The organism is Burkholderia sp. ABCPW 111 (genome assembly GCF_000773065.1).
GTDB classification, from domain to species: Bacteria; Pseudomonadota; Gammaproteobacteria; order Burkholderiales; family Burkholderiaceae; genus Burkholderia; species Burkholderia savannae.
In genome coordinates this window covers 1-11,508 of record NZ_JPWT01000068.1, presented here as the reverse complement: position 1 = coordinate 11,508, position 11,508 = coordinate 1, and the positions used below count along the sequence as shown (strand labels likewise).

Annotated in this window: 9 protein-coding genes and 1 tRNA gene; 5 read left to right on the top strand and 5 right to left on the bottom strand. The window is 65.6% G+C overall.

The window, feature by feature from the left end:
• Positions 1-14: 14 nt before the first annotated feature.
• Entirely contained in the window at positions 15-1,391 is a 1,377-nt protein-coding gene (argA, locus tag X946_RS15010) for an amino-acid N-acetyltransferase (RefSeq protein ID WP_038748765.1), read from the top strand.
• A gap of 51 nt (positions 1,392-1,442) precedes the next feature.
• On the top strand, positions 1,443-1,718 hold the full coding sequence (locus tag X946_RS15005) for an oxidative damage protection protein (RefSeq protein WP_038748763.1): 276 nt from the start codon (positions 1,443-1,445) through the stop codon (positions 1,716-1,718).
• 141 nt (positions 1,719-1,859) lie between these two features.
• On the opposite strand, the gene X946_RS15000 is transcribed toward X946_RS15005, so the two are convergent.
• From X946_RS15000 to X946_RS14990, 3 genes are all read right to left on the bottom strand, one after another.
• On the bottom strand, positions 1,860-3,191 hold the full coding sequence (locus tag X946_RS15000) for an MFS transporter (protein WP_038748844.1): 1,332 nt from the start codon (positions 3,189-3,191) through the stop codon (positions 1,860-1,862).
• A 212-nt stretch (positions 3,192-3,403) separates the two neighbouring features.
• Positions 3,404-4,942: a CaiB/BaiF CoA transferase family protein gene (locus X946_RS14995; RefSeq protein WP_038748761.1), complete on the bottom strand. Its 1,539-nt coding sequence runs from the start codon at positions 4,940-4,942 to the stop codon at positions 3,404-3,406.
• Entirely contained in the window at positions 4,939-6,714 is a 1,776-nt protein-coding gene (locus tag X946_RS14990) for an acyl-CoA dehydrogenase family protein (RefSeq protein WP_081989589.1), read from the bottom strand. The genes X946_RS14995 and X946_RS14990 overlap by 4 nt, the downstream gene beginning before the upstream one ends.
• Positions 6,715-6,837: 123 nt before the next feature.
• Here X946_RS14990 and X946_RS14985 point away from each other — a divergent pair, with 123 nt between their 5' ends.
• The 3 genes from X946_RS14985 to X946_RS14975 all read left to right on the top strand — a co-directional run bounded on the left by X946_RS14985 (position 6,838) and on the right by X946_RS14975 (position 9,058).
• Positions 6,838-7,740: a LysR family transcriptional regulator gene (locus X946_RS14985; RefSeq protein WP_038748759.1), complete on the top strand. Its 903-nt coding sequence runs from the start codon at positions 6,838-6,840 to the stop codon at positions 7,738-7,740.
• A 160-nt stretch (positions 7,741-7,900) separates the two neighbouring features.
• A tRNA-Val gene (locus X946_RS14980) sits at positions 7,901-7,975 on the top strand.
• 84 nt (positions 7,976-8,059) lie between these two features.
• Positions 8,060-9,058, top strand: coding sequence for a tyrosine-type recombinase/integrase (locus X946_RS14975; RefSeq protein WP_038748758.1), 999 nt, complete (start codon positions 8,060-8,062; stop codon positions 9,056-9,058).
• A gap of 107 nt (positions 9,059-9,165) precedes the next feature.
• Here X946_RS14975 and X946_RS14970 read toward each other — a convergent pair whose 3' ends face one another.
• Together X946_RS14970 and X946_RS14965 are read right to left on the bottom strand one after the other, a co-directional pair.
• Complete coding sequence (locus tag X946_RS14970; RefSeq protein WP_052145096.1) at positions 9,166-9,966, bottom strand: hypothetical protein; 801 nt, start codon at positions 9,964-9,966, stop codon at positions 9,166-9,168.
• A gap of 497 nt (positions 9,967-10,463) precedes the next feature.
• A complete protein-coding gene (locus X946_RS14965; protein ID WP_038748756.1) occupies positions 10,464-11,243 on the bottom strand; it encodes a hypothetical protein in 780 nt (259 codons plus the stop codon).
• Positions 11,244-11,508: the final 265 nt, after the last annotated feature.

Here is an 11,508-nt window from a genome sequence, read left to right as displayed (position 1 = left end):
TTATAATCCCGCCCATGAATTCCCAAACCGACCTTCCCGCCGCCCAATCGGGCGTCGCGCCCCAGCAATCCGCCGACGAAGCCGTCCATCACGCGCAGTTCGTCGACTGGATGCGCTCCGTCGCGCCCTATATCCACAAGTTCCGCAACAGCACGTTCGTCGTCGGCTTCGGCGGCGAGGTCGTGCAGCGCGGGCTGCTGAGCGCGCTCGTGTCCGACATCGCGCTGCTGCAGGCGATGGGCATCCAGATCGTGCTCGTGCACGGCTCGCGGCCGCAGGTCGAGGAGCAGTTGAGCCTGCACGGCGTCGAATCGGCGTTCTCGCACGGCCTGCGGATCACCGACGCGCGCGCGCTCGAATCGGCGAAGGAGGCGGCGGGCGAAGTGCGCCTCGACATCGAGGCGGCGATCAGCCAGGGCTTGCCGAACACGCCGATGGCGCACGCGCACATCAGCGTCGTGTCGGGCAACTTCGTCACCGCGCGGCCGGTCGGGATTCTCGACGGCGTCGACTTCGCGCACACGGGCGTCGTGCGCAAGATCGACGCCGAATCGATCCGCCATTCGCTCGCGAGCCGCAAGCTCGTGCTGCTCTCGCCGCTCGGCTTCTCGCCGACGGGCGAGGCGTTCAACCTGTCGATGGAAGACGTCGCGTCGGCGGCCGCGATCGCGCTGCGCGCGGACAAGATCATCTTCCTCACCGAGTCGCCCGGCATCGTCGACGAAGCGGGCGAACTCGTGCGCGAGATGTCGCTCGACGTCGCGGCCGAGCTGCTCGACTCGGGCGACCTGCAAGGCGACGACGCGTTCTACCTGAAGCACGCGATCCGCGCATGCCGCGGCGGCGTCGCGCGCGCGCACCTGATTCCGCAGTCGCTCGACGGCAGCGTGCTGCTCGAGCTGTTCCTGCACGACGGCGTCGGCACGATGATCTCGTACGAGAACCTCGAGAGCCTGCGCGAGGCGACGCCGGACGACGTCGGCGGCATCCTGACCCTCATCGAGCCGCTCGAGACGGACGGCACGCTCGTGCGGCGCGGCCGCCACCAGATCGAACGCGACATCGATCATTTCTCGGTCATCGAGCACGACGGCGTGCTGTTCGGCTGCGCGGCGCTCTATCCGTACTCGACGGAGAAGATCGGCGAGATGGCGTGCCTGACGGTCGCGCCCGAAGCGCAAGGCTCCGGCGACGGCGAGCGGCTCCTCAAGCGGGTCGAGCAGCGCGCCCGCGCACGCGGCCTCACGCGGATCTTCGTGCTCACGACCCGCACCGAGCACTGGTTCCTGAAGCGCGGCTTCGTGAAGGCGAGCGTCGACGACCTGCCCGAAGACCGCCGCAAGCTCTATAACTGGCAGCGCAAGTCGCTCGTGCTGATGAAGCAGCTCTGAGCGGCGCGGCGCGCCCTTCCCCCCAGATTACGATTACAGGAGAGGTACACGATGGCCCGGATGATTCACTGCGCGAAGCTCGGCAAGGAAGCCGAGGGACTCGACTTCCCGCCGCTGCCCGGCGAGCTCGGCAAGCGGTTGTACGAGAGCGTGTCGAAGGAAGCATGGCAAGGCTGGCTCAAGCAGCAGACGATGCTCATCAACGAGAACCGGCTGAACATGGCCGATCCGCGCGCGCGGCAGTATCTGATGAAACAGACCGAGAAGTATTTCTTCGGCGAAGGCGCGGACCAGGCGTCCGGCTACGTGCCGCCGACGCAGGGCTGACGCGCGCGGCCGCTTCCGCGCTCCACGTTCCACGTTCCGCGCGTCGGATGAAAACCTCGGGCAGCTATCGCTGCCCGAGGTTTTTTTACGGGCATGTTCCGTGCGCCGAGCGATCGCGCGCCGGCCCGCCGCGCCACGCCGTCACGGCTTCGCGAGCGCCGCGCGCGCCGCCCCGACGTCGGCGCGCCTGCCGCGCTCGAGCGTCGCGATGCACACGAGCGACACCGCCGCGAGCGCGCTGTAGAACGCGGCGAGCGGCCACCACTGGCCGGCGAAACGGTGCGCGAGCAGCGTGCCCGCGAGCGGCGTGAGCCCGCCCGCGAGCGCCGCGCACAGCTGATACGACAGCGAGATCGCCGAGTAGCGCACGCGCACGTCGAATGCGGTGGACATGAAGCCCGCCATCACCGCGTACGAGCTCGACATGCACATCACCGCGATCGCGATGCCGGCGACGATCGCGACGGGCCGCCCCGTCGACACGAGCGCGAACATCGGATACGGCGAAGCGATCGCGAGCGCGGCGGCCGTCTTCAGGAAGCGCCCCGTGCCGATGCGCTGCGCGAACCAGCCGGACGCGAGCTGCGTGCCGAGCTGGATGAACGCGACGACGAACAGGCAATCGAGGATCATCGCGCGATCGAGCCCGAGCGTTTGCGTCGTGTAGTTCAGCATGAACGTATTCACGAACCACGCGCCGGCGACGCCGATCACGTTCGCGCCGAGACAGAGCAGCACCGTGCGCCACGCGTTGCGCACCACTTCTGCGACGGGCAGCGCCGACGTGAGCCGCTGCGCCTTCACGCGCGCGAACTCCGGCGATTCGGCGACGCCCGCGCGAATCGCGAGCCCGACGACGAGAAGCGCCGCGCTCGCGAGAAACGGCAGCCGCCAGCCCCACGACAGGAACGCGTCGCGCTCCATCCCGGCCGCGAGACGAAACGCGAGGAGCGCGAGAATCAAGCCGGCCGGGCTGCCGAGCTGCGCGAACGACGCGAAGAACGTGCGCCTGTCCGCGCCCGCGTGCTCGCTCGCCATCAGCACCGCGCCGCCCCATTCGCCGCCGATCGCGATGCCCTGCGCGATCCGCAGCACGACGAGCGCGAGCGGCGCGACGACGCCCGCCTGCGCATACGCGGGCAAGAGCCCGATGCCGACCGTGCCGAGCGCCATGATCACGAGCGTCGCGACGAGCGCCTTCTTGCGGCCGATCCGATCGCCGAGATGGCCGAACAAGAGGCCGCCGAACGGCCGCGCGAAAAAGCCGACCGCGAACGTGCCGAACGACGCGAGCGTGCTGAAGAACGGCTCGCTCGACGGAAAGAACAGCTTGCCGAAGATGAGCGCGGACGCGGTCGCGTAGATGTAAAAGTCGTACCACTCGATCGTCGTGCCGACGAACGCCGCGAGCGCGGCGCGCGCGGGCTGGCCGACCGGCGCGCGGTCGGCGCGGTCATCGTGCAGGGATGTCATCGTTGTCTCCATGTCTTTCATCGGTGGCGCGACTCGCGCGCGCCTTCACCGTTCGGGCCGGATCGCTCCGGGTTCGGCCGTGCGAAGCGGGCGTCGCGGGCGGTTCGGCCGACGGGCGCATCGATCGCCCTCGGACGCCCGGCCGCGCGCTCGCCCCGCGCCGACCATCGAGCCGCGGCCGCCGCGTCAAGCCGGCGGCCGCGTCCATTCGCTCATGTCGCCTCCTTCAGCACGCCCGCCTCGGCGAGCCGCGCCTGCGTCGCCGCGTCGATGCCGAGCGCATCGAGCACCGCGCGCGTGTCGCGGCCGAGCGACGGCGGCGCGACGCGGTACGTCGCGGGCGTGCGCGACAGCTTGATCGGCGACGCCGCCCCGCGATAGCGGCCCATCTCGACGACGAGCGCGCGATGCAGCGTGTGCGGATCGCGCGCGACGGCGTCGACCGTGCGCACCGGCCCGCACGGCACGCCCTCGCCCATCAGCTCGCGCGCGAGCGTCTCGCAGTCGTGCTCGGCGAGCCGCGCTTCGAGGCGCGCCTTCAGCTCGGCGCGGTGCGCGCAGCGGCTGCGGTTGTCGACGAAACGCGGATCGCTCGCGAGCGACGGCACGCCGAGATGCGCGCATAGCCGCGCGAACTGACGGTCGTTGCCGACCGCGAGAAAAATCGGCGCGCTCGCGGTGCGATAGCTGTCGTACGGCGCGATGTTCGGATGCGCGTTGCCGCTGCGCGCGGGCGTGCGCCCCGAGCCGAACCAGTTCGGCAGATGCGGATGCAGGAGCGACACGCCGCAGTCGTACAGCGCGATGTCGATCGACTGGCCGGCGCCGCTCTTCTCGCGCTCGGCGAGCGCGAGCAGGACGCCGGCGAGCGCGTTCAGGCCCGTCACCATGTCGACGATCGGCAGGCCGATGCGCGTCGCTTCGCCGTCGGCGTCGCCGTTGACGCTCATCAGGCCCGCCATCGCCTGAATCACCGCGTCGTAGCCCGGCAGCCCGCCGAGCGGGCCGTCGGCGCCGAAACCGGTGATCGCGCAGTGAATCAGGCGCGGAAAGCGCGCGCGCAGGTCGCGTTCGTAATCCATCCCCCAGCGCGCGAGCGTGCCGGGTTTGAAGTTCTCGACGAGCACGTCCGCGTCCTCGAGCAGACGCCAGAGAATCGCGCGGCCTTCGTCGCGCGACAGGTCGAGCGCGATGCCCTCCTTGTTGCGGTTCACGCCGATGAAGTACCACGCGTCGTCGTCGAAGAACGGCGGGCCCCAGCCGCGCGTTTCGTCGCCCGTCGGCGGCTCGATCTTGATCACGCGCGCGCCGTGGTCCGCGAGCGCCTGCGTGCAATACGGGCCGCCGAGGACGCGGCTCAGGTCGATCACCTTGAGGCCGGCGAGCGCACTGGGTGGCGCGGTCGTAGTCGTCGTCGCGTTTTTTGGGATGGTTGGGTTCGGTGTGTTTGCGGTGTTTGCGGTGTTTGCGGTGTTTGCGGTGTTTGCGGTGTTTGCGGTGTTTGCGGTGTTCGCGGTGTTCGCGGTGTTCGCGGTGTTCGCGGTGTTCGCGATGGATACGATTCTCATCCCCGGCTCGCTAGACGGCACGAGCGATTCGCGCGGCGCGAACGCCGAACACGATGCGTGCGCTGCATGCCCCGCCGCGCCGGCGCCACCGGATGCCTGCGCCGAACCGATCGCCCGCGCAGCCGCCGCATCGACCACAAGCCCGCTCGACGGCGGGAACCGCTTCGAGACATCGCCGCTCATGCCGCCTCTCCCGACCCATCGCCGAGCAGCCGCAGCGCATCGTCGAGCGCGATCGGCCGATCGTTCAGCAGCGCCGCGAGCACGCCGGCGGGCGCATCGGCGCGCGGCAACGCGAGCGGATCGACGGGCGAAAGCCTGTAGCGCAACACGAGATGCGCGAGCGCGAGCCGCCGGTGATCGGGCGCAAGCCGCATCCCTTCGCTCGCGAGCAGGATCGCGGTCGTCGCGTGATAGAGCGCGGACGCCGCCTGCCGCACGAGCGCGTCTTCCCCCGTCCGCGCGACATGCTCGATCGCATCGCTCGCGCGATCGAGCGCGCGGCGCAAACGCGTCGCACTCGCGTCGGGCAGCCGCGCCGCGTCGAGCGTGGCGCACAGGAACGCGCGCAGCGGCGCGAGCGCGCCTTCGCGCTTGACCGCCCGCGCGACGTCGAGCGCGACGATGTTGCTCGTGCCCTCCCAGATCGAGCCGAGATGCGCGTCGCGCAGCACGCGCGCGTCGCTCCACTCCTCGATGTAGCCGGTGCCGCCGCGCACCTCCATCGCGTCGCCGGCGACGCGCCGCGCATCGCGGCACGCGCGGAACTTGATGAGCGGCGTGAGGAGCCGCACGCAGCCGGCCGCCTGCGCATCGCCCGCGTCCGCCTTCGTGAGCAGCAGCGCGATCTGCATGAAGAGCGACCGCGCCTGCTCGGTCGGCACGAGCATCTTGACGAGCTGCCGCTGCATCAGCGGCATGTCGATCAGCTTGCGGCCGAACGCCTCGCGATGGCGCGCGACGTGCAGCGCCTCCGTCGCCGCGCGGCGCATCAGCCCCGCCGCGCGCACGCCGTTCGACAGCCTCGACATGTTGATCATGTCCGCCATCTGATGAAAGCCGCGCCCGATCTCGCCGATCAGATACGCTTGCGCGCCCTCGAGCGTGATCTCGCCGCTCGCCATCGAGCGGCTGCCGAGCTTGTCCTTCAGCCGCACGATCCGATAGCGGTTGCGCGAACCGTCGGCGAGCGTCTTCGGCAACAGGAACAACGCGAGCCCCTTGACGCCCTCGGGCGCGCCCTCGGGCCGCGCGAGCACCATCGCGAGATCGGCGTCCGCGTTCGAGCAGAACCATTTGTCGCCGTACAGACGCCAGGCCGTCGAGCCGTCGGCGGCCGTCTCGCGCACCGCGCGCGTCGCGATCCGGCCGACGTCGGAACCCGCCGCCTGCTCGGTCATGAACATCGCGCCTTGATACAGCACGTCGAAATCGCGCGACGCGAGCCGCGGCAGGAAGCGCTCGACGAGCTCGCGCGAACCGTAACGGCGCAGCGTGCGCGTCAGCGAATCGGTCATGCTGACGGGACAGCAGAGACCGAACTCGGCCTGGACGAACAGGAACGTCAGCGCGTACTTGACGAGCGGCGGCGGCGCATCGGCGCGATGGCTCATCGCCGCCAGCCCGAGCTCCGCATACGCGACGCGCTCGAGCGCGACGTAGTCCGGATGCTTGTCGATCGATTCGAGGGGCTCGCCGCGGCGCGTGCGCGGATGAAGCGCGGGCGGATTCTTGTCGGCGCGCGACGCGAGACGGTCGAGCTCGTCCGACGCGCGCAGCCCGAGCGCGCGCAGCTCGGGCTCGAGCCCGCGATAGCGCGCGTCGCCGAGATGCAGCCGCAACAGCGCCGCGCAATCGGGGTCGCTCGTGAAGAAGTTGATGCCCCGCGAGTCGGGGATGTTGGCGGCGCCCGCCGCGGGCGCGCTCGCGTCGACGATTTCCTTCATCATGTTCATCGCTTGTCTCCTGGCGCATGTCTCCTGGTTCGACGAGCGTAGAACCCCGATCGATAATCGTCCAATACAGGATTTATCCAGTACGATAAGCTGCATTTATCGATCGACCCGAGCGGAGACGTGATGGACCTGAAGCAATTGCGCTACTTCGTCGCCGTCGCGGAGGAACTGCATTTCGGCCGCGCGGCGAAACGGTTGTTCATCTCGCAGCCGGCCCTCAGCTTCGACATCCGCAAGTTCGAGGACGAACTCGGCGTGCAGCTGTTCGCGCGCACGAGCAAGTCGGTCGCGCTGACGAATGCCGGCGAAGTGCTGCTCGGCGAGGCGCGCCGGCTGCTGCTGCAGGCGCAGGAAGCGCGACGTCTGACGATTCGGTCGGCGTCGGGGCTCGCGGGACGGCTCAGGATCGGCTTCGTCAATTCGATGCTGTACCGCGGACTGCCGCCCGCGGTGCGGCGCTTCGAGGCGGACTATCCGAACGTCGAAGTCGTGCTGAAGGAGATGAACACGCACGAGCAGGTGCAGGCGATCCTGCGCGCGCAGATCGACGTCGGCTACGCGCATTGGGGCACGTTCCCGCCCGAAATCGACGCCGACACGATCTTCTCCGAGCCGTTCCTTTGCTGCCTGCCCGCGTCGCACCGGCTTGCACGGCGCAAGCGCATCGATCTCGCGACGCTTGCGCACGAGCCGTTCATCCTGTTCCCGCGCGACGCGGCGCCCCACTACCACGACCTCATCATCGCGCAGTGCGTGAGCGCCGGCTTCAGCCCGCAGATCCGGCACGAGGCGCGCTTGTGGCAAACGGTGCTGACGATGGTCGAATTCGAGATGGGCGTCGCGCTGGTGCCGAGCGTGCTGCGCCAGGTGCGCAGCGAGCGGCTGCGCTACCTGCCGCTTGGCGGCGATGCGCTCGAATCGCACACGTTGCGGCTGCGGCGCGCGAACGAGCGGGAACCCGTCGCCGAGCGGCTCGGGGAGTATCTGGACGACGAGATCCGGCGCCTTCGCGGCGCGACGAAGTGACGGCGCACGCGGCGCTAAAAAAGTGCTGGATAAAAGTGCCCGATTGCCGGTAGAATCCGGTCCCGGGCCGCGCGATGCGCGGTCCGCACCCGTCAGATGGGTTATGTTGGAAAAAGTGCTTTACGAAACGAAAAAGCTCTGACATAATTTATAGCTCTTTGGGCGGTTAGCTCAGCGGTAGAGCACTGCCTTCACACGGCAGGGGTCACTGGTTCGATCCCAGTACCGCCCACCAAAGAATTCAAGCACTTATCTAGTGCTCAAACGCCTCCTAGTTTGCTCTCGGGACACTCCGGGGACACCTAGGAGGCGTTTTCACATGGCGACCATTACCCGTCGCGACACCCAATCCCCAGAGCATCGTTGGCAAGCAAAGGTGCGACTCAAGGGATTCCCCACTCAATCCCAATCATTTCCCACCAGGGTGCAGGCTGAGGACTGGGCGCGGGATGTCGAAACCGAGATGCGGCGCGGCATGTTCGTGGATACTGCTACGGCCCGCGAAACCACTCTAGGAGACCTCCTCCAAAAGTACGCGGAGCGCGTCTCACCAACCAAGAAAAGCGGAACCGGTGAGGCAAAGCGCATCCGGTCAATGCTTAAGTGGCATCTCTGCAAGTACGCGGTTGCAAACGTTACGGCTGTCGTCCTCGCCGAATGGCGCGACGAACGGCTACAAGCAGTAAGCGGAAGCACGGTCAACCGGGAGCTAAACCTCCTCTCGCACGTATTCTCTACAGCGATGATCGAATGGGGAATCCATCTCCCCACCAACCCGGTTAGCCGGATACGCCGCCCAAAGCACAACAAGCCCCGCAACAGGCGCACGGAGGGAGGCGAGGAATCGCTATTGCTCTACGAATGCAGAAAGGCACGCAACAAACATCTTTACCCTGCCGTTCTACTCGCTATTGAGACCGGCATGCGTCGAAGCGAGGTTGTCGACATCGAGTGGCCCAACATTGACATCGACCGGCGCGTCCTCTGGCTCCCGGATTCCAAGAATGGCGAAGGTCGGGCAATAGCTCTTTCAACGCGCGCGGTACAGGCATTAGCAGCTATTGCCACCGACAGGGGCGGGCCTGTATTCCCCGGCCTAACGGTGGATGCCATCAAATGCGCGTACAGGCGAGCCAGGGCACGGGCCAAGATCGACGGGCTACGCTTCCACGACCTCCGGCACGAAGCAACAAGCAGGCTATTCGAGAAAGGTCTCAATCCGATGGAAGTTGCCAGCATCACCGGCCATAAGACGCTGAGCATGCTCCAACGCTACACGCATCTGCGCGCCGAGGATTTGGCGAAGAAGCTGGGTTAAGGAGACTTCCGGGGCCGTCGCGCACGCTTAGGCGGCGGCTCTTGCTGCTGACTCTCCCGTATTATCCGGGCTGATGCTTCCTTGAGCCGTTGCCAATTCTCATCCTGCTACGCCTTGAAAGCTTCTCCGCTCAACTCTTCTCGTCGTGCCGGTATCGGCTCGTTCGGATCGGGCCCAAGTTGTACCTCCTTCGACAACGGATGATCGGCCCAATTCTTCGCCGCTGCGATTTTCTCCTGAATAACATTCTTCGAACGGGCGGACCTGATCAGTACTCCGTCCGCGTCGCGTCGCTCTGGGTACTCGTCGGGTATGTGGATGCCGTACCAGTCAGCGGCGGTTGCGATGCCCCAGATAAACCCCTTCACATCCGTGATTGCCGGGGCCACTTCGATAACGACGGGCTTACCGGTCAACGTGTCTTGAACCGTCGTACCCTTGACGTTATAGCCCACCGGCCCCCGCAGATTTGCATAGACCCTCTTACCGTCCCTGCTTCTACGGTGGAACACCTCAACGATGAACGGCTCACCCAGCATCTCGGCTATGTGGGTAGCGCCTCCGCCACATGCCTCGTCCATCGCGTCGAATAGCTCATAGAAGCTGGCCCCGTACGACATGTCTAACGTCTCCCGCGCAGTGATCCGTACCGGGATCACCAGCCCTTCCTGTACGGTAGGTTCGTGATTCGGGCCGCTCAGTTCAAAGACAAGATCGACCTTTTCGCGGTCGATCTTCTTGCCCTCGAATTCTTCCTCATGCGTGCCAAGCTCGAAATAGCCGACGAAACGGGCGCGGGCTAATCCCTCAGCCGGAGGAATGTACCCAACGTTAGCCGGATCACGCATATTAGGAAGTCGCCCATCTTCCACCGCCTGCTTAACTCGCTTTGCAATGTCGTCGTTCATGCCAACCTCGAAAGGAATCGATTCGGCATCTTAACAAGGTGTAAATCCGGACTCGAACTCCGGATTCGAACAGGCACTACCTAAACATCGTACTCCTTCACAGTTCCGTACCGACGTTGCAGAATGTCCGCTCCAAGCCCAGGAGGGAGCTATGCCGAGAATCAGAACGAACCACTTACCTGAATCGCGACATCAACCGCAAGTGATCCGGGAGATAGTCAAGCAAGGGCCAGGAATTTCCGAGTTGGATGCACTCCACATCGCCACCAAGGCCGTCGAGATATACGCCGCTCGGCATCCTCGCCCGCCGCACGTAACGATTACGCAGGCGGCGGAAATGCTGGGAGTCTCACGACCTACTGCGCGGCGCATCCTGACGGATGCCAGAGTGGGGAGGAACCACGTGGGGATGGTCCCAATTGAGGAAATTGATAGGGTACTGGCCGTACACCCGAACTACATCAAATAGCCGGATGCTCGCTGCAAACGACTAGCAATCACACCCGCTCCGACCGCTGCCCCGTATACGACCAGATATCCACGTACCGGAGCCGCTCTTTCCGTCTTTCCTTATCGGACTCACGGGTAGCACGCTGCAAATCTGCATAGAGCCGATCCAGCCGGGGACTTTCCTTGTACTCTCGCTCAAGCCGTTCCCGGTTCTCCTTCTGCTTACCCTCAGCCCCATCTACTGCACGCTTGTCAGCTAGGCGGAACTCTCCCAGGCCGATGTTGCGGAGTCGTAGAACAGCTAGTAGCGGTACGTCTACACCAGCAATACGGATGCAGAAATCGTTCTCCGCTTTCCCCATTGGGGTGCGCTCTCTGGGCCGGTACTGGAACGACACTCCGTCAATCTCGATGTGGTCTGCGTGGAACTTGGTCGATATCGTCGCAGGCTTCGCAGACCCAGCGCGTATGCTCTCCTTCACGATGTCTCTGATGCTCAACCCCGTGGTCAATGTAGTGGTGTCGTAACCGTGCTTGTCCAGGATTGCGGCTACGAGTGTCCGCTGTGCACGGGACAGACGTTTGGACAACCGGTTAGCCGTGAACGCTTGCAAGCGCAAAGCCTCTTTCAGCAAATCCGCCATACGCTCCCTATTCCCATTCGCCAATCCTGGGTCGGCGCATAGCATCTCCGCCAGGACGGTAGCCCAATGAGCCGATCCGTCCTCGACATATACGTCGGTCTTGACCGTGACGCTCACACCAGTCGAAGCGGCGAGCGCTTCCGCCTTCTCTGCTGCGGGCTGGATAACGGACTTCGCCGCCATCACGGCCCAATCAGCCGTCGTTGGTCCTGCATTCAAATGCTTTGATCCTCCTGGGATGACGAATCACCCCCACGAAACGCGCAATATGTTCCAAGTTGTCACCACCTTTCCCCCGTGGTTGCCTGAATGATCTTCCGCACTATGGAATTTGCACAAAATATATGCATGGAGTTGACCCTGTAATCCCGGACACGGCGTCACACTAAGGTTGCTGAATCCATCGAGCGCCGGAACTCGCGAGGCGAGCGGTACTTCAGTGCGCTAT

Bases quoted from the DNA above. Each gene is read 5' to 3' on its own strand.
- argA (WP_038748765.1), top strand. From the start codon at position 15: ATGAATTCCCAAACCGACCTTCCCGCCGCCCAATCGGGCGTCGCGCCC.
- X946_RS15005 (WP_038748763.1), top strand. From the start codon at position 1,443: ATGGCCCGGATGATTCACTGCGCGAAGCTCGGCAAGGAAGCCGAGGGA.
- X946_RS15000 (WP_038748844.1), bottom strand. From the start codon at position 3,191: ATGACATCCCTGCACGATGACCGCGCCGACCGCGCGCCGGTCGGCCAG.
- X946_RS14995 (WP_038748761.1), bottom strand. From the start codon at position 4,942: ATGAGCGGCGATGTCTCGAAGCGGTTCCCGCCGTCGAGCGGGCTTGTG.
- X946_RS14990 (WP_081989589.1), bottom strand. From the start codon at position 6,714: ATGAACATGATGAAGGAAATCGTCGACGCGAGCGCGCCCGCGGCGGGC.
- X946_RS14985 (WP_038748759.1), top strand. From the start codon at position 6,838: ATGGACCTGAAGCAATTGCGCTACTTCGTCGCCGTCGCGGAGGAACTG.
- X946_RS14975 (WP_038748758.1), top strand. From the start codon at position 8,060: ATGGCGACCATTACCCGTCGCGACACCCAATCCCCAGAGCATCGTTGG.
- X946_RS14970 (WP_052145096.1), bottom strand. From the start codon at position 9,966: ATGAACGACGACATTGCAAAGCGAGTTAAGCAGGCGGTGGAAGATGGG.
- X946_RS14965 (WP_038748756.1), bottom strand. From the start codon at position 11,243: ATGGCGGCGAAGTCCGTTATCCAGCCCGCAGCAGAGAAGGCGGAAGCG.